The sequence below is a fragment of the Streptosporangium sp. OZ121 genome (assembly GCF_051918885.1).
Lineage (GTDB): Bacteria > Actinomycetota > Actinomycetes > Streptosporangiales > Streptosporangiaceae > Streptosporangium.
In genome coordinates, this window is sequence record NZ_JBPXMC010000004.1 from 112,101 (window position 1) to 129,041 (window position 16,941).

Genomic DNA, 16,941 nt, shown 5'->3' on the forward strand with positions numbered 1-16,941 from the left:
GTCACCTGAGGGCGGCGACGGCCTTCACCGCCTGGTCCACCTGTTCGGGGGTGGTGACGATCCCGGTACCGAAGCGCAGGTAGACGTCCTGGTACGGGGTGGCGCTGGTGACGATCCGGTGGTCGCGGCGGAGCCTGCCCACCGCGGTGGGGGCGTCCATGCCGTCGACCACGCAGCAGACCAGCCCGGCCGACAGCTCGGCGGAGACCGGGGTGATCAGCCGCACGTTGGGCAGGCCCGCGAGCCCCGCCTTGAGCCGGGTGGCCTGCTCGGTGATCCTGGCCGCCACCCGCTCCTTGCCGATCGCCCGGTGGAAGGCGAACGCCTCGCTCAGCGCCCAGCGGTGCTCGAAGCTGTGGTAGCCGCCGGGGGTGTGCAGCAGCCCGCCGGGGCCGTACGGCTCGTCGCCGGTCCCCGGATCGACGGTCACGTTGGAGAAGCTCGCGATCACCGGCAGCAGCGCGCCCCAGGCCTGACCCCTGCCCCACAGGATGCCGGTGCCCCGGGGGCCGAACAGCCACTTGTGGGTGCCGCTGGCCAGGAAGTCGCAGCCCAGCTCCTCCACCCCGTCGGCCATCGCGCCGAAACCGTGCACCCCGTCCACGCACAGCAGCGCCCGGTCCCCGGCGTCCCTGGAGCGGTTGGCCTCGGCGACCATGTCGGCGATCGCCCTGACCGGCATCCGCACCCCGGTGCCCGAGTGCACCCAGGTGATCGCCACCACCCGGGTCCTCGGCGTGAGCGCGGCCTTCAGCCGGGAGACGATCTCGTCGGCGGAGGCCTTGGCCGGGTCGTCGTACAGGCCGACCCTGCGGACCTTGGCGCCGGTCCTGGCGGCGAGCAGCCGCAGGCTCTCGTGGGTGGCGAAGAAGTCGTGCTCGGTGGTGAGCACGTCCTGGCCGGGGAGCAGTCGCATGCCGCTGTAGAGCAGGCCCAGGCCCATCGTGGTGCTGTCGGTGAGGGCGACGTCGGGGGCGTCGGCGCCCAGGTAGGCGGCGGCGGCCTCGCGCACCGTCCCCTCCCTGTCCTCGCCGTGCAGGTAGGCGTCGGTGTCGGTGTCGAGGCCGCGCCGGTGCTCCTCGATCGCCCGGCGCACCTGGGCCGGGTGGGAGGCGAGGACGTAGGCGGCGAACTGCGCGTAGGAGGGGTCGAGCGGGAACTGGGCCCGCACCGACTCCCAGCTGGCGGGGTCGAACGGCGGAGGCTGCGGGGCGGCCGGAGTGGCGGGGGTGGCAGGGGTGTCGGCGGGGGTGCATCCGGACAGCGCGGCTCCGGCCCCGGCCAGGAGCCCCGCCCCGAGCAGCCCCCGCCGCCCGACCCGAGGTCCGCGATCGTCCATTCCGTGCCCCTTGTCGCCCCTCGTCGTCTCGCCCCTGTGCCCTTCCTACCGTGATCATGCGCGCCTGCCAAGGGGTGCGGTGCCGGCGCGGCGGATATTCGAATCTACAACGTAAAGGCGACGGCGTCCGGCAGGATGAAACGGACCGTCCGCCGAAGGGCGAAGGCGGCGGGCGAAGGGGCCCTCAGCGCTGCATGGCCGCCACCTGGCGGATCAGGTCGGCGACCCGGACGACGCCCATGCAGCGGCCGACCTCGTCGGTGACGACCAGGTCGTCGTAGACGCGCTCGGCGTCGCGGCCCGCGACCTGCATGGCCGCTATGGCGGGGGTGGTCTTGGGAACCGTGCGCGCGGGGTCGGCCAGCCGCCCGGCGGCCTTCTTGCCGTGCAGGGCGTGACCGAAGCGCCCGGCGATCGACAGCAGGAAGCGGCTGCGGTCGAGGCTGCCCCTGGGACGCTGGTACTCGTCGACGAGGATCACGCTGGTGATGGACGGCTCGCTGCCGAAGGCGTCGATCGCGGCCTCGGCGGTGGCCTCGTAGGGGAGGGTCACCGCGGGCAGTAGGAACTCGTGGACGCGGGGACCGAGCAGGAGCCGCGAGGGCTCCTGCTCGACGACCGGGAGCGGCACGTGCACGCGTCCCGACGGGCCGGGGACCAGCAGCGGGCCCTGGGCCAGCCGCACTCCCCAGCCGCGGATCACGGCGAGCTGCGCCTCGTCCCTCACCCCCGGGGCGAGCACGTGCGCCCCCGTTCCCCGCGCGAGCCGCGCCAGGCCCTCCCCGATCGCGGCGCGGCGCGGGTCGCCGGGCACCTGGTCGATCAGGTCCCGCGAGATCACCGCCAGGTACGGTGCCGCGTCGGCGAGCAGGTCCAGCGGGACGTGCCCGGTGCCCAGGTCGCCGACCGCGATGAGGTAGCCGATGGCGCGCAGGCCGTCCAGCCCGGTGAGCAGGGAGCGGCGCTCGAACTGGGCGAAGTCGCCTCGTACGGTGAGGATCACCTCGCGAGGCCGCCGGCCTGACGCGCGCAGGGCCTCGTGCAGCGGTGCGAGCGCGGCCGAGCCGCCGATCACCGCGGCCGTCGGCAGGGTGAGCACCAGGGGCAGGAGGACCTCGCCCGCGGCGACGTCGCGCACCGTCTGGACGGTGGAGGAGATGTTCCCGCGTCCCTCGCCGTCGGCCTGGAAGGCGATGACGCCCCCGGTGTCGAGATCGACGACAGGCGTGACACCCACGCCTGCCGCGGAGGCCTGCGGGACGGCTCGCGCTCTGGTCGTCACATTCCGAGCATGGGGCATTCTCTACCGTCACAGAAGTAACGCGCTGTGCTGTTCACCGATATTTCGCCATTCGTTGGGCTTGACCAGTGAGATCGTGTGTCCGGCGAGGTCAGCCGGTAGTGTCGCGTTCCATGACGTCGCGACCGGCCAAGGGGGGAGGCCGCTGGGTCTCCGTGGCGCCCGAGCGCCTGAACCGCTGGATCGACGGCTTCGTCGACCGGCACGGCCCGCCGAGCGTGACGGCCTCGGCCTCCGTCGTACGCCTGGAGGGCGCGGACGGCGCGGTCGCCGAGTGCCAGGTGCCGTTCCCGCCGCTGACCTCCTCGGGGGGCGGCCCGATGGCGCGCCTGGTCACCCACGTGCGCACCGAGCGCAGGATCGGCGTGCTGCTGGTACGGCTGGGCGGCCACGCGGCGGGGATCTTCCAGGGCGCGGAGCTGCTCTCCTCCAAGGTGGGCTCGCGGCAGGTCCACGGGCGCAGCGCGGCGGGCGGCTGGTCCCAGCGGCGCTTCGCCCGGCGCAGGGAGAAGCAGGTGGACCAGGCGCACGAGGCGGCGGCCGAGGTGGCGCTGCGCGTCCTGGGCCCGCACGTGGGCGAGCTGGAGGCGGTCGTGCTGGGCGGCGACCGGCGCGCGGTCGACGCGCTGCGGCCCGACCGCAGGCTCGCGCCGGTCTTCGCGCTGGAGGCCGAGCCCTTCCTGACGGTCCCCGACCCGCGGCTGGTGGTTCTCAGGGACACCCCCGCCCAGTTCCGCGCGGTCCGCATCAGGGTGAGCGATCCGGGATGACCGGGTCGCCGGTGAGCGGGTCCCGTGCGCAAGGGCCTGTGCGACCGGGGTTCGCGGGGCGGGGCCCGCGTGAGCGCCTGCGCGCGCCGGGGGCCGGGCGGCCGGGGTTCGCGTGGCGGGTGCCCGCGTGCGCGGGTCCCGGGCGGGCGGGGCTCGACAAAACGTGGAGAAGCCGCCCGGTGTCGCGCCGTACACTGATCGGTATGCGCACTCCCGATTGACCGTCGTCCCGATGAAGGCGAGACGGCCGAGCCGAGAGCCGGGAGACACAGGGCGCGGCGGGTTCGGCCACAGTGAAGTGAGCCTGTGTATTTCCTGCTGGGAGTGTTCTCCAACCATGATCGTAGCTTCTGACATCGAATTGCGGGCCGGGGCCCGGCTGCTCATCGAGGGTGCGTCCTTCCGGGTGAACCCCGGTGACAAGATCGGGCTCGTCGGCCGGAACGGAGCCGGGAAGACCACGCTGACCCGCGTGCTCGCCGGAGAGGGGTCGGCCGCCTCGGGCACGGTCTCCATCAGCGGCGAGGTCGGCTACCTGCCGCAGGACCCGCGCACCGGCGACCTGCACGTGCTCGCCCGTGACCGCATCCTCTCGGCCCGGGGGCTCGACCAGGTGCTGCGCGAGCTGCGCGAGGCCGAAGCCGGCATGTCCTCGGCCGACGACCGCACCAGGGACCGCGCGGTCCGCGCCTACGGGCGCCTGGAGGACCGGTTGCACGTCCTGGGCGGGTACGCCGCCGAGTCGGAGGCCGCCTCCATCGCCTCCAGTCTGGGGTTGCCCGACCGGGTGCTCGGCCAGCCGCTGGAGACCCTGTCCGGAGGGCAGCGCAGGCGGGTGGAACTGGCCAGGATCCTCTTCAGCGGGGCGGAGACTCTCCTTCTTGACGAGCCGACAAACCACCTAGATGCGGACTCAATCGGGTGGCTTCGTGATTTTTTACGATCTCACCAGGGCGGCTTGATCATTATTAGCCACGACGTCACGCTTCTTGAAGCGACGGTAAACCGCGTCCTGCACCTCGACGCCAACCGTGCGGTGATCGACACCTACAACGTCGGCTGGAAGGCCTATCTGGCCCAGCGCGAGACCGACGAGAAGCGCAGGAGGCGCGAGCGCGCCAACGCCGAGAAGCAGGCCTCGGCCCTGATGTCGCAGGCCGACAAGATGCGCGCCAAGGCCACCAAGGCCAAGGCCGCGCAGGACATGCAGCGCCGCGCCGAGCGCCTGCTGTCCGGCCTGGAGGTGGAGCGGCGCAGCGACAAGGTCGCCAAGCTGCGCTTTCCCCAGCCCGCCCCGTGCGGGCGCACCCCGATCATGGCGGAGGGGCTGTCGAAGTCGTACGGCTCCCTGGAGGTCTTCACCGACGTCGACGCCGCCGTCGACAGGGGGAGCAGGGTCGTCATCCTGGGCCTGAACGGCGCGGGGAAGACCACGCTCCTGCGCATCCTGGGCGGCATCGAGGAGCCCGACACCGGCGCGGTCAAGCCGGGACACGGGCTCAAGCTGGGCTACTACGCGCAGGAGCACGAGACGATCGACCCCGAGCGGACCGTGCTGGAGAACATGCGCTCGGCCGGGGGAGAGCTGCCCGACGTGGAACTGCGCAAGGTCCTGGGCTCGTTCCTGTTCACCGGCGACGACGTGGACAAGCCCGCGGGGGTGCTGTCGGGCGGGGAGAAGACGCGGCTGGCGCTGGCCACGCTGGTGCTGTCCGCGGCCAACGTCCTCCTCCTGGACGAGCCCACGAACAACCTCGATCCGGCCAGCAGGGAACAAGTTCTTTCGGCGCTAACGTCCTATTCTGGGGCGATTGTGCTTGTCACGCATGATGAGGGTGCTGTAGAGGCTCTACGACCCGATAGGGTGATCTTGCTGCCTGACGGAGTTGAAGACGCGTGGAGCGACGAATTTTCCGATCTTGTGGCACTTGCCTGATCTTAATTTGAGCGGGTACGGATCTTTTCCCGTGGAGTAGGTAGCCGATCTCGCTGAAATGACTGATCATGGCGTGTGTAACGCTGCGGAAGTCTGGCACTACAGGAGGTACTCGTGGCCGAGACTCTGAAGAAGGGCACCCGGGTTACCGGGGCCGATCGTGAAAAACTGGCCTCCGATCTCAAGAAGCGCTACAGCGCGGGTGAAAGCATCCGTGCCCTGGCCGCTTCGACCGGCAGGTCGTACGGGTTCATCCACCGCATCCTGAGCGAGTCCGGCGTGACTCTGCGCGGGCGCGGTGGCGCCACCCGAGGCAAGTCCAAGCGCTGACCCCGCCTCGGAACGCGCGACCGCAGCCGCTCGTCCCCCACTCTGAAGCCGTCCCCGCCCGGACCTGTAGAACCTCATTCTGGGGAATCGATAGGCTCGGGCGAGGCGGACACCGAAGGTGGGAGAACAGGCGATGGCGGAAGTGGCGTTCGGGGGGAGTGCGGAGGAGATCTCTCTCGAGGAGGTCGGTCTGCGCTATGAGGTGGACGGCGAGATCGCGACGATCACGCTGGACCGTCCGGAGAAGCGGAACGCTCAGACGTTCGCCACCTGGTCGGCTCTGGCTCATATCGGTGACGGCCTGCCGCAGCAGGTGAGGGTCGTCGTGATCAGAGGTGAGGGGCCGTCCTTCTCGGCGGGGATCGATCTGAGGATGTTCACCCCGGAGGGGGTTCCCGGGCAGGGGTCGTTCGCGTCCTCCGCGACACTCGACGAGGCTGCTTTCGCCGAGCGGGTGGCGCAGGCCCAGCGGGGTTTCCTCTGGCTGAGGCGTCCCGACATCGTCTCCGTGGCAGCCGTTCAGGGCCACGCGGTCGGTGCGGGGTTCCAGCTGGCGCTCGCCTGTGACCTGCGGGTCCTGGCGGACGACGCCAAACTGTGCATGAAGGAGCCGGCCCTCGGGCTGGTCCCTGACCTGACCGGCACCAAGCCGCTGGTCGACCTGGTGGGCCTGTCCAGGGCCATCGAGATCTGCCTGACCGCCCGCGTCGTGGGGGCGCAGGAGGCGGCGAGGATCGGCCTGGCCGAGCTGGTCGTCGCGCCGGAGGAGCTGACGCAGGCCGTACGCGACCTGACCGACGCGCTGCTGGCGACCGACCGCGACGCCGCGACGGCGACCAAGCGGCTGCTTCAGGGTGCTTCGGGGCGCACGCTGGAGGAGCAGGGCGCGGCCGAGGCGCGCGAGCAGGCGGGGCGCGTCAAGGCGCTTTTCGGATAGGCCGTCCCGCTCGTGGCACGTGGTTCGCGGAAGGCAGTCACAGGGCCCGTCGCAGGGTCCGTCCCAGTGGCCCTCCAATGGTGTTCGCCCGAAGCTGACAGGGGAATGATCGTGCCTCTCCCGGTGCTCGCATCGGGAGAGGAGGCCGTATGGCGATGATGGGTGGGGGTCTCGGTCCCCAGGCGATGCTGTCGTTCCGGCGGGACAGGTCGGTGACCAAGCAGCGTCTCGCGCCGGGCACGGTCAGGCGCATCGCCCGCTACGCACAGCCCTTCTCGCGGCACATCGCCGCCTTCCTCGCGCTGGTCGTGGTCGGCTCGGTCATCGTGATCGCCAACCCGCTGCTGATGAAGGCGATCATCGACGACGGCATCATCGCCAAGCGCAGGGAAGTGGTGATCGCCCTCGCGCTCGTCATCGCGGGCCTGGCGGTCGCCGACGGGGCGCTCACCCTGGCCCAGCGCTGGTTCTCCGCGCGGATCGGCGAGGGCCTCATCTACAACCTGCGCACCGAGGTCTTCGACCACGTCCAGCGCATGCCGGTGGCCTTCTTCACCCGCACCCAGACCGGCGCCCTGGTCTCCCGGCTCAACACCGACGTCATCGGCGCCCAGCGCGCCCTGACCAGCACCCTGTCGTCGGTCGTGGCCAACGTGGTCATGCTGGTGCTGGTGCTCGGCGCCATGCTGGTGCTCTCCTGGCAGATCACCGTCGTCGCCCTCGTGCTGCTGCCGATCTTCATCTTCCCGGCGAAGTGGGTCGGCAGGAAGATGTCCGGGCTCACCCGCGAGCAGATGGAGCTCGACGCCGAGATGAGCACCATGATGACCGAGCGGTTCAACGTCGCCGGGGCCATGGTCGCCAAGCTGTACGGCCGCCCGGCCGACGAGACCGCCGCCTTCGGCGACAGGGCGGGGCGGGTGCGCGACGTCGGCGTCACCGTCGGCATGTACGGGACGGTCTTCCGCGTCGCGCTCGGCCTGGTCGCCGCGCTGGCCACCGCCCTGGTGTACGGCGTGGGCGGCGTGCTGGCCGTCTCCGACGTCTTCGAGCTCGGCACCCTGGTGGCGCTCGCCGCCCTCCTGATGCGCCTGTACGGCCCCCTGACGAGCCTGTCGAACGTGCACGTGGACGTGATGACCGCGCTGGTGAGCTTCGACCGGGTCTTCGAGGTCCTCGACCTGCGGCCCATGATCGCCGAGAAGCCGGATGCCCGGCCGGTTCCCGGCGGCCCGGCCTCCGTGGAGTTCGACGACGTCCGGTTCGGATACCCGTCGGCCTCGGAGGTGTCGCTGGCCTCGCTGGAGGCGGTGGCCCGCCCCGACACCGGGCCGGGCCACGAGGTGCTGCGCGGCGTCACCTTCACCGCGCGCCCCGGCGAGATGGTCGCCCTGGTCGGCCCCTCGGGCGCGGGGAAGACCACCATCACCGGCCTGGTCTCCCGTCTCTACGACGTCGGCGAGGGCGCGGTCCGCGTCAACGGCCTGGACGTGCGCGACGCCACCCTGGCCTCCCTGCGCGAGACCGTGGGAGTCGTCATGCAGGACGCCCACCTGTTCCACGACACCATCGGGGCCAACCTCCGCTACGCCAGGCCGGAGGCCGGCGACGAGGAGATCTGGGACGCCCTGCGCGCCGCCCAGATCTCCGACCTGGTCCTGGGCCTCCCCGACGGCCTGGACACCGTGGTGGGCGACCGCGGCCACCGGCTGTCCGGTGGCGAGAAGCAGCGGCTGGCCCTGGCGAGGCTGCTGCTCAAGGCGCCCCGCGTGGTGGTCCTCGACGAGGCCACCGCGCACCTCGACTCCGAGTCCGAGGCCGCCGTCCAGCAGGCGCTGAAGGTCGCGCTGGCCGGGCGCACCTCGCTGGTCATCGCCCACCGGCTGTCCACGATCCGCGAGGCCGACCAGATCCTGGTGGTCCAGGACGGCCGGGTGGTCGAGCAGGGCCGCCACGAGGAGCTGCTGGCCAGGGGGGAGGTCTACGCCGAGCTCTACCGGACCCAGTTCAGCCACACCTCCTGACGTCCGGCGGCGCGCCCGCGAGTGGATCTTCCACGGCGAATGGTGTTAGATCATGAGAACGTGGACGACCGGCTGAAACGCGATGACCTGACCGACGACGAGTGGGGACGGCTGGCGCCGTTGCTGCCCGCTCACGCCCGGCGGGGAAACCGGTGGGCCGATCACCGCACGATCATCGACGGGGTGTTCTTCCGTGCCAGGACCGGCTGCCCCTGGCGCAAGCTGCCGGAGACGTACGGCAACTGGAAGACCGTCTACAACCGGCACCGCCGGTGGTCGGTGGACGGCACCTGGGAGACGATCCTGGGCACGCTGAGAAGCGGCGAGGATCCGGCTCCTGGCTCAGAGGCGGCCCCGCCGCGCGGGCCCCTCCCCCCGGGGGACATCCGGCCCGGCGCGCTGTTCGAGGTCGCGAACTGGTGACCGCGCCGGTGCCTGCCGCGCCGGCGACCGGGGCCCCGGGAGAGGCGACCCGCGCGTGCTCCCGAAGTGCCCGGCGGGAGACGCGGACCGGCGTCAGGACGGCGCGGACCGGGGTCAGGACGAGGTGGCGTAGCCCAGGCGGGTGAGCTCCTCGCGGGCGACCTTGGCCACCAGCTCGGAGTCCTGGCCGCGCAGGCGGGTGCGCCAGACGCCGACCTTCGGCACGCTCGGGCCCAGCAGGGCGATCTTGGGGACCCGGGTCTCCAGGAAGCGGGAGAGCCCGTCCAGGGCCTCGGCGGGGGAGGAGACCAGGTCCTCGTAGCGCAGGGTCAGCAACTGCTCCCGGGGCAGTTCCTGGTGGAGCGAGGCCGACAGCCGCACCGCGCTGCGCCAGCGCAGCGCGCACTTGCCCGCCGTGGGCATCGCCTTCCAGCGCTCGCGGTGCTCGCCGGAGTTGACGCCGAGGAACGGGTTGGGGAACTCCGTCTCGTCGCTCAGCATGGCCGGCTTGAACCACGTCAGGGACGCGGGGTCGGCCAGCATGTCGGCGGCCACGTCGCGGCCGTCCCTGATGAGCTGGACGAAACGGGCGTCGGGGAAGGCCTGCAGCAGCACCGAGGCGCTGTAGAGGAGGTCGGGGCTGGCGTCGCCGAAGCGGGCCACGGAGCCCGAGGCCACGCAGGGCCCCGCCCCGGTCACGCCGCCCGCCTCCCGGCAGGTGGCCGGGCACTCCTGGCAGGCGCCCGGGACGATCTGCCAGGACTCGGCCATGGCGTCGCGGAGCACGCGGGTCGCGCCCATGCCCCGTCCCGCGATCGAGGGCCGCCGGGCGAAGGCGTAGACGACGTGCGCCACCGCCGCCCGCCCCATGGTGACGTGGAATCCGGGGGAGCGTTTCAGGGCGCGGGCCAGCAGATCCGCGCCGGAGTGCGGGGCGGCGAGCACGAACACCGGCCTGCGGACCTTGATGCCGTTGACCACCAGGATGTGGGGCGGAGGTCGCATATGAAAGCCCAGTGTGGCACCGTTTGCGGAGTGAACGAACCGGCTGCCGGGATACCGGTCCCGCCTCCGCCGCGTCCGGGCGACACGGTGGCGGTGGTGGCCCCGTCCGGACCTCCCGATTCCGAGCGGCTGGCGCGCGGCATCCGCGTCCTGGAGGGGCTCGGGCTGAAGGTCGTCGTCGGTGCCCACGTCCTCGACAGGGATCGCTACCTGGCGGGCTCGGACGCCGGCCGCGCCGCCGATCTGCGGGACGCCTGGTGCGATCCCGCGGTGAGCGCGGTGTTCTGCGCCCGCGGCGGCTACGGCGCCACCCGCCTCCTCGGCCATCTCGGCCGCCTCGACTGGGACGCCATGCGGGCCGCCGGCCCCAAGGCGCTGGTCGGCTCCAGCGACGTCACCGCCCTGCACAGCGCGTTCGCCGTGGAGCTGGGCGTCGCCTCGTGGTTCGGGCCGATGCCGGCCTGCTCCACGATCAGCGACCCCGAGGGGCCCGAGCCGCGCACCTTCGAGAACTTCACGGCCGCCCTCGCCGGAGCCCCGCCGGCGATCACCGGCGACCGGGTGATCGTTCCCGGCGACGTCACGGCGCCGGTCACCGGCGGTAACCTCAGCCTGCTGGCCGCGCTCTGCGGCACGCCGTACGCGCTGTCGGCGCGGGGCCGGATCGTGCTGCTGGAGGACGTCACCGAGGCGCCGTACCGGATCGACAGGATGCTCACCCAGTTGCTGCAGGCGGGGGCGCTCGACGGGGCCGCCGGTTTCGTCCTGGGGTCCTGGGTCGGCTGCGGCGACCCCTACCCGGTGCTGGAGGAGCTGCTCGCGCCGCTCGGCGTACCGGTTATCGCGGGGCTTCCGATAGGGCATGGAAAGCCACAGTTTTCTGTATTGCTCGGGGCACTTGGTGCTATTGATGCAAAATCGTGCTCTCTGACCTACTCAACAGGGGGCGCCGACCAGGCACTCTAGGTGCGAACCTAGGAGGAAACCGGCAGAGGGGACGCACGCGTGAGATTGTTCCGGCGGCACCGTGACCGGCGAACCGAGACGCCCCCGCGTCCGGTCGAAGAGGTCGATCTCGACTCCCTGCTCGCCCTGGTCGCCGACAATCTCGGCTATTCCTGCGCCTTCGACCCCGGCGGCGCGGCCCTGACGCTCACCGGCCCGCGCCGGGTCGTGGTACGGCTCACCGGGCTGCGCGCCGAGGCGCTGCGGCGCTCCCGCGAGGACTGGCCCGTCCTCGTCTCCGAGCACCTGTCCCACACCCTGGCCACGGCGGACGAGCCGTTCGACGCCTGCGACCTGGAGCAGGTGCGCCCGATGCTGCGGACCCGAATCCAGCTCGACGACGACCTCGACCCGGCCCGCGTGGTCGGGCGCCACCTCACCGCCGACCTGGTCGAGGTGCTCACCGTCGGCGACGCCTCCGCCGGGCGCACGGTCCGCCCCGAGGAGGTCGGCTGCTGGCCGATCACCGCGGGCCAGGCGCTCGACCTGGCCCTGGACAACACCAACCGGGAGGAGCGGCTCTCGGTCACGGAGGGTGACCTCGGCGGTGTGGCGGTCCGCAGGCTGACCGGCCCCACCGAGGGCGCCGCCGCCCACCTGCGCAGGCTGGGCGACTACCTGCCGGTTCCCTCCGACGGGGTCCTCGTCGCCCTGCCCGACCCGGCGACGCTGATCGTCCACCCGGTCGAGGGCATCGGCGTGGTCCGCGCGATCGAGCGGCTGCGGCTGTTCGCCCAGCGGGAGTTCGACAGGCGCGCCGGCGCCCTCAGCCCGCAGGTGTACTGGTGGCACGGCGGCCGCCTCTCCCTGATCAGGGCCGACCTGGTCAGCCAGGACGGGCAGACCCGGCTGGTGGTCGCGCCCCCGCCGGACTTCGCCCGGGTCCTCGCCGCCCTGGCCGTCCGCCCCGACGGCGCCACCGGCGGCTGACCCGCCCCCGCGAGGACGGTCACCCGCGTCCCGGCCCGGGGCCTGTTCCCGCGCGGCTTCCCACGTGGCTTCCCCGTGCGGCGGAATCGTGAGCCGTGGAGACGGCACCGGCGCGGGCGCGAGATGATGAGGACGCTCCCGCGCCCATCCCGGCTGCCGCCGACGCTCCGGGTCCTGGATCGGTACCGGCGCTCCAGCCCGCGCCCTGGCCGTGGTCGCCGGATGCGGGATGATGGGTCCTGATCTTCGAGGAGTGGACATGGCGCAGTGGTGCCTCGGTGTCGATCTGGGGACGAGCTTCTCCGCCGGGGTGATGGCGGCGGAAGGGCGCTTCGACGTCCTGGAGGTCGAGGGAGAGCGGCGCATCCCCTCCGCCGTCATGCTGGACGAGCGGGGGGCGCTCGTGGCGGGCAGGATCGCCCAGCGGGGCATCGCGATCAGTCCCGAGCGCGTCGAGCGCAACCCCAAACGCTACGTCGGCCGGGGCCGGATGCTGCTCGGCGGCGTCCCGGTGGACGTGGCCGACGCCCTGGCGGCGCTGCTCGAACTGTTCGTCAGCGAGGGGCGGCGGCGGTTCGACGGCGCCGAACCCGACTGCATCGCGCTGACCCACCCGGTGGCCTGGGGCGCCGACCGCAAGGCGGTGCTGCTGGCGGCGGCGAGGAAGGTCGTCAGCGGTGTGCGGATCGCGCTCATCGACGAGCCGGTTGCCTCGGCCCGCTACTTCGCGTCCGCGGGGCGGGCGACCGGCGGATCGCGCCTGGCCGTCTACGACCTCGGCGGCGGCACGTTCGACGCGGCCGTGCTCACCGTGGACGGCGGCGACTTCGCGGTCGTCGGCGAGCCGGGCGGCAGTGACGAGATCGGCGGCGAGGGGTTCGACGAGCAGGTGTTCGCGTTCCTCGGCGCCCAGATCGAGCGGCTCGACGCCGACTGGTGGCAGCAGGTGACCACCAACCCCGAGCGCCGCTACGTCAGCTACGCCGCCGACCTGCTCAAGATGGCCAGGGAGGCGAAGGAGACGCTGTCGAAGTTCGACACCTCCTCCCACTACGTGGTGGGCATCAACGAGGACGTGCACATCACCAGGGCCGACCTGGAGGACCTCATCGGCGAGGAGATCGTCAGGACGGTCGACATCCTCGACGAGACGATCCGCGGCGCGGGGGTCGAGTCGGACGACCTGGCCGCGGTGTTCATGACCGGCGGGCCCAGCAGGATGCCGCTGGTCCAGAAGGCCGTCCGCGAGCGCTTCGGCGAGCGGGTCAGGACCTACGACGACCCGAAGATCGTGGTCGCCTACGGCGCCGCGCAGCTGGCCTGGAAGCTCAAGGTCGAGCACCGCGAGCCCGGCAGGGGATCCGCTCCCGCCACCGGCGGCCACCCGGTGCCCACCGGCACGTCCGGCGCTCCCGGCACCGGGCGGGTCTCCGGTACGGGGCAGCGGGCCTTCACCGGCCCCGCGGCGGGCTCCCCGGTCCCCGCGGGCGGCCCCGCCGGGGGCCACCGGCCTCCCGGCGCGCCGGTCCCCGGCGCGCGGGCCTTCACCGGTCCGGCGGGCGGTGCCACCGGCGACCACCGGGTGCTCACCGGTCCCGAGGACGGTGCCACCGGCGGCCACCAGGTCCCCGCCGGCCCGTCAGGGGGCCCCGGGGGCCCCGGGGGCCCCGGGGGCGCTGCGGGCGGGCCCACGGTCCAGGGGATCGAGAAGGTCACGGACGCCGTGCTGGAGGCGCGTGCCGAGGCGGGCCGGGTCTTCGTCCACCAGGCCTTCGACAACGGCCACTTCCTGCGCAGGCTCGACGGGATCGGCGGCCGCCACGACCGGGAGCTCCGCTTCGGCAGGCTCGTGGAGTGGGCCGCGTCCGGAGAGGGCGTCGTCGCCGTGGAACAGGTGGGGCCCGCGCAGGTGCTGGTCCGCACCCTCACCCCCGACCTGGCCATTCGCGCCACCCATCCGCTGCGGATGTGGGGCGACCCGACCGTGATCGCCCATGGCCGTACGGCGTGGGTCTTCTTCCAGCCCAGGCAGGCCGTCCCCGTCGACACCGCGATGGGTCTGCCCTGGGGGGAGACCGGCCACCTGGCCATGATCGAGCTCGACCTGGCCGGGACCTTCGCCTTCCAGGCCCCCCAGCCGCGCGAGCTGGGCCCGTACGCCCGGTGGTTCCTCAACGAGGACAACAGGCTGCGCCGGCTGCTCGACCAGGAGGCCCCCAGCGGCACCGAGCCTTCGTCCTCGGTGGGCGCGCCGGGCTGCACCGTGGTGCTCGGGCAGTTCGGCGGCAACAAGCCGATGTTCCAGAACCGGCACCAGGACTTCAGGCCGTGGCAGGTACTGTGCCTGGTCGACCCCGGCGGCGTCGTGCGCCCGACGATGCGCGAGCCGGGGCGGAGCTGGCTGCATCAGGTGGTCCTGCACCAGGGCAGGTGGTTCACCTCCGGCTCGGCGGGGCTGGAGGCCGACACCGCGGACGGCAGGACCAGGCTGGTCATGCCGCGCCCCCGGGGCGGCGCGCTGCGCTGGTTCCCCGCCGGCCGCCAGATCTACGCGGTCGGCGTCGACCAGGTGAGCCCGGCCAGGGGCTGGTCGGTCGGGATCTTCGACCAGCGCTCCCAGACGCTGGAGTTCCTGATGGGCAAGCAGTCGGCGACGCTGGCCGGTCACCTCACCTCGCGGCACCGCTGGGAGCGCCCCAGGTTCGTCGCCGACGGCGACTCGATGTGGATGACCATGCGGGACGCGGGCCGCAGCAGGCTGCTGCACGTCACCCCCGGCGGGGCGCGGGAGGTGCACCGCACGCCGGGGACGTTCGAGCCGGTCGCCCGGGTTCCCACGGGCCTGCTCTGCCTGCACCGCCCCGCCGACGCGACCGGCGCCACCCGCGACCGGCCCGCCACCCTGGTGCACCTGCCGCTCTGACCGTCACGGCCCCCGCCGGGGGCCGCGACGGCTCCACGGACGCGTCACGCCTTTGTCCCGGTCTCCGGTCAGGTCGTCACGGCGGGCATCGGTCGTTCCGCGCCCAGTGCGGCCACCGCGGCGGCGAGTTCCGCGCGGAGCTCCTGGCCGCGCGTGGTGAGGGTGCCGATCGCGGCGATGCGGTCCTCGCCCGACTTGCGAGCCTTGAGACGGTCGGCGGCCGAGCGGGCGGAGGCGGACTTCAGCTCGGCCCGCCGGGTCTCCAGCTCCCTGCGGCGCCGTGCCAGGCTCTCGTCCGCGGTCTGCTCGACGCCCACCCGCCAGGTCGCCACCATCCGCTCCAGGTCGAGCGTCATCTCCCTGGCGATCACCGAGAACTGGTCGCGCAGCGCCCCCCTGATCGCCGCCTGGCTGCGCTGCACCTTCTCCATCGAGCGGCGTCCCATGAAGATGGCCGCCCCGATGGCCGGGGCGACCAGGATGAAGCCCACCGGGCCGAGCAGGGCCGTGGCGAAGCCGCCCAGGGACAGCCCAATCGAGGCCGAGGGCAGCACGTCCCGGATCAGGTCCACGCTGCCCGGGTCGTCCGCGGCCTGGTCGCCCCTGACCTGGACCTGCGTCAGGCTGGGCATCGCGCGACCGTCGGTGGCCAGGTCCACCGGGTCGAGGCCGAGGTCGCGGGCGAAGGCGTCCAGCGTGGTCCTGGCCAGCGTCTCCACGTCGTAGACGATCTGCGACCACGCCGCCTCCAGGGAGCGCTGCACGCTCTCCGGCAGCTCCGCCATGTACTGGTCGATCTGGGCCTGCTTCTTCAGCGTGGCGATCGTGTTCTCGTACGGCTGGCGGATCTCCGACACCCGCGCCGCCACGATGCCCGCCACCTCGCGCCCGAGGAAGGTGTTGGCCACCGCGCCCGCCCTGCGGCGCCCCGCCAGCGCGGTGAGCTCCGCCAGACCGGCGTCCACCTCGGCGAGCCGGGCGGTGACGTCGCCCTCGTCGCCGGAGCCCACGGCGACGTCGTCCTTGGCGCCGGTCGCCAGCGAGCCCAGCACCGACAGCGCGGCGGCGACCACGGTGGCGCCCCGCGCGGAGTCCCTGCCCTCGGCGAAGCCGCGCAGGTGCCGCTCCAGCACGTCCATGCCGCTGCGCGCCCGCAGGGTGTCGGCGCGTTCGGTGCGCCCCTCGCGCCGCTTGGCCTCGGCGGCCTCGGCGAGCTTGGCGCTCACCGGGATCCACGGCGCCTCCAGGAGCGGGGCCAGCGTCGCCGCCCTGCCGGGACTCGCCGCGATCGCCTCGGTGACGAAGGTCCTCAGCCGGGCCTGGTTCTCCTCCTGCAGGGCGCGCCAGTTGGCCGAGTCCTCCACCTTCGTCAGGACGAACGCGATCGCCTGGACCCGCTCGGCGGCCTCGGCGAGGAACTCCAGCTCGTGCCTGAGCACCGGCTGGTCCTGGGCGCTGAGCGTGAACAGCAGCGCGTCGGCCCGCTGCAGCATGGCCACCGTCACCTGCCGGTGGCCCACCGTCAGGCTGTCCACGCCGGGGGTGTCGAGCAGCCGCAGGCCGTCGAGCAGCGGGTTGTCGAGGGTGATGTCCACGCTGACGACGTCGCGGCGCTTGCCCGCGTCGCCGCGCATCGAGGCGTAGTCGGGGATCGACTCGACGGTGATCGGCGTCTGGACCGGCCCCGCGTCCGTACTGCGGTGCACGACGGCGGCGAGTCGGGGGCCGCGCCGCAGCGACAGGAAGCAGTTGGTGGCGACGTCGGCGTCGACGGGGAGCAGGTCGGGGTGGGCCACCAGCGTGTTGAGCAGCCGGCTCTTGCCGCGCTTCTGCGCCCCGGCGACCACGATGTCGGTGCACTCGTCCTTCCAGCGGCCCGCGCACGCGGCCAGCACCTCCGCGAGGTCCTTCCTGCCGCACTGCCCGGCCAGCGCGTGGACCTCGTTGGCGTAGCGCAGCAGCCTGGCCACGGGGCCGGTCGGGTCGGGGGTCGTCATGGTCGGTCCTTTTCTCCTGTCG

General features: G+C 72.8%; 13 protein-coding genes. 9 read left to right on the forward strand and 4 right to left on the reverse strand.

The window, feature by feature from the left end; all coding sequences use genetic code 11:
- Position 1: 1 nt before the first annotated feature.
- Positions 2 to 1,339, reverse strand: coding sequence for an aminotransferase class V-fold PLP-dependent enzyme (locus tag ACTOQ1_RS10475; protein WP_440066066.1), 1,338 nt, complete (start codon positions 1,337 to 1,339; stop codon positions 2 to 4).
- A 184-nt stretch (positions 1,340 to 1,523) separates the two neighbouring features.
- Positions 1,524 to 2,621 carry an EAL domain-containing protein gene (locus ACTOQ1_RS10480; RefSeq protein ID WP_440066067.1) on the reverse strand — a complete coding sequence of 366 codons (1,098 nt, stop codon included), beginning with the start codon at positions 2,619 to 2,621 and terminating at the stop codon, positions 1,524 to 1,526.
- Between the two features lie 131 nt (positions 2,622 to 2,752).
- On the opposite strand from ACTOQ1_RS10480, the gene ACTOQ1_RS10485 reads away from it, so the two are divergent.
- The 6 genes from ACTOQ1_RS10485 to ACTOQ1_RS10510 all read left to right on the forward strand — a co-directional run bounded on the left by ACTOQ1_RS10485 (position 2,753) and on the right by ACTOQ1_RS10510 (position 9,059).
- Positions 2,753 to 3,409 (forward strand): acVLRF1 family peptidyl-tRNA hydrolase, encoded by a 657-nt coding sequence (locus ACTOQ1_RS10485; protein WP_440066068.1) that lies wholly within the window; start codon positions 2,753 to 2,755, stop codon positions 3,407 to 3,409.
- Positions 3,410 to 3,746: 337 nt separating this feature from the next.
- The gene (locus tag ACTOQ1_RS10490; RefSeq protein ID WP_362685863.1) at positions 3,747 to 5,345 is read left to right on the forward strand and encodes an ABC-F family ATP-binding cassette domain-containing protein; all 1,599 of its coding nucleotides are present in this window, start codon (positions 3,747 to 3,749) and stop codon (positions 5,343 to 5,345) included.
- A gap of 114 nt (positions 5,346 to 5,459) precedes the next feature.
- A complete protein-coding gene (locus tag ACTOQ1_RS10495; RefSeq protein WP_030904785.1) occupies positions 5,460 to 5,675 on the forward strand; it encodes a helix-turn-helix domain-containing protein in 216 nt (71 codons plus the stop codon).
- A 133-nt stretch (positions 5,676 to 5,808) separates the two neighbouring features.
- Positions 5,809 to 6,612: an enoyl-CoA hydratase/isomerase family protein gene (locus ACTOQ1_RS10500; RefSeq protein ID WP_440066069.1), complete on the forward strand. Its 804-nt coding sequence runs from the start codon at positions 5,809 to 5,811 to the stop codon at positions 6,610 to 6,612.
- Positions 6,613 to 6,761: 149 nt separating this feature from the next.
- A complete protein-coding gene (locus tag ACTOQ1_RS10505; protein WP_440066070.1) occupies positions 6,762 to 8,636 on the forward strand; it encodes an ABC transporter ATP-binding protein in 1,875 nt (624 codons plus the stop codon).
- 60 nt (positions 8,637 to 8,696) lie between these two features.
- Complete coding sequence (locus ACTOQ1_RS10510; protein ID WP_440066071.1) at positions 8,697 to 9,059, forward strand: transposase; 363 nt, start codon at positions 8,697 to 8,699, stop codon at positions 9,057 to 9,059.
- Positions 9,060 to 9,173: 114 nt separating this feature from the next.
- Here ACTOQ1_RS10510 and ACTOQ1_RS10515 read toward each other — a convergent pair whose 3' ends face one another.
- Positions 9,174 to 10,064, reverse strand: coding sequence for a sulfotransferase family protein (locus tag ACTOQ1_RS10515; protein ID WP_440066072.1), 891 nt, complete (start codon positions 10,062 to 10,064; stop codon positions 9,174 to 9,176).
- A gap of 30 nt (positions 10,065 to 10,094) precedes the next feature.
- Between ACTOQ1_RS10515 and ACTOQ1_RS10520 the strand changes: the two genes are divergently transcribed.
- From ACTOQ1_RS10520 to ACTOQ1_RS10530, 3 genes are all read left to right on the forward strand, one after another.
- Complete coding sequence (locus ACTOQ1_RS10520; RefSeq protein WP_440066073.1) at positions 10,095 to 11,030, forward strand: S66 peptidase family protein; 936 nt, start codon at positions 10,095 to 10,097, stop codon at positions 11,028 to 11,030.
- A 39-nt stretch (positions 11,031 to 11,069) separates the two neighbouring features.
- The gene (locus tag ACTOQ1_RS10525; protein ID WP_440066074.1) at positions 11,070 to 11,999 is read left to right on the forward strand and encodes a hypothetical protein; all 930 of its coding nucleotides are present in this window, start codon (positions 11,070 to 11,072) and stop codon (positions 11,997 to 11,999) included.
- A gap of 259 nt (positions 12,000 to 12,258) precedes the next feature.
- On the forward strand, positions 12,259 to 14,922 hold the full coding sequence (locus ACTOQ1_RS10530) for an Hsp70 family protein (protein WP_440066075.1): 2,664 nt from the start codon (positions 12,259 to 12,261) through the stop codon (positions 14,920 to 14,922).
- A gap of 68 nt (positions 14,923 to 14,990) precedes the next feature.
- Here ACTOQ1_RS10530 and ACTOQ1_RS10535 read toward each other — a convergent pair whose 3' ends face one another.
- Positions 14,991 to 16,919, reverse strand: coding sequence for a dynamin family protein (locus ACTOQ1_RS10535; RefSeq protein WP_440066076.1), 1,929 nt, complete (start codon positions 16,917 to 16,919; stop codon positions 14,991 to 14,993).
- Positions 16,920 to 16,941: the final 22 nt, after the last annotated feature.

Bases quoted from the DNA above. Each gene is read 5' to 3' on its own strand.
- ACTOQ1_RS10475 (WP_440066066.1), bottom strand. From the start codon at position 1,339: ATGGACGATCGCGGACCTCGGGTCGGGCGGCGGGGGCTGCTCGGGGCG.
- ACTOQ1_RS10485 (WP_440066068.1), top strand. From the start codon at position 2,753: ATGACGTCGCGACCGGCCAAGGGGGGAGGCCGCTGGGTCTCCGTGGCG.
- ACTOQ1_RS10490 (WP_362685863.1), top strand. From the start codon at position 3,747: ATGATCGTAGCTTCTGACATCGAATTGCGGGCCGGGGCCCGGCTGCTC.
- ACTOQ1_RS10500 (WP_440066069.1), top strand. From the start codon at position 5,809: ATGGCGGAAGTGGCGTTCGGGGGGAGTGCGGAGGAGATCTCTCTCGAG.
- ACTOQ1_RS10505 (WP_440066070.1), top strand. From the start codon at position 6,762: ATGGCGATGATGGGTGGGGGTCTCGGTCCCCAGGCGATGCTGTCGTTC.
- ACTOQ1_RS10515 (WP_440066072.1), bottom strand. From the start codon at position 10,064: ATGCGACCTCCGCCCCACATCCTGGTGGTCAACGGCATCAAGGTCCGC.
- ACTOQ1_RS10530 (WP_440066075.1), top strand. From the start codon at position 12,259: ATGGCGCAGTGGTGCCTCGGTGTCGATCTGGGGACGAGCTTCTCCGCC.
- ACTOQ1_RS10535 (WP_440066076.1), bottom strand. From the start codon at position 16,919: ATGACGACCCCCGACCCGACCGGCCCCGTGGCCAGGCTGCTGCGCTAC.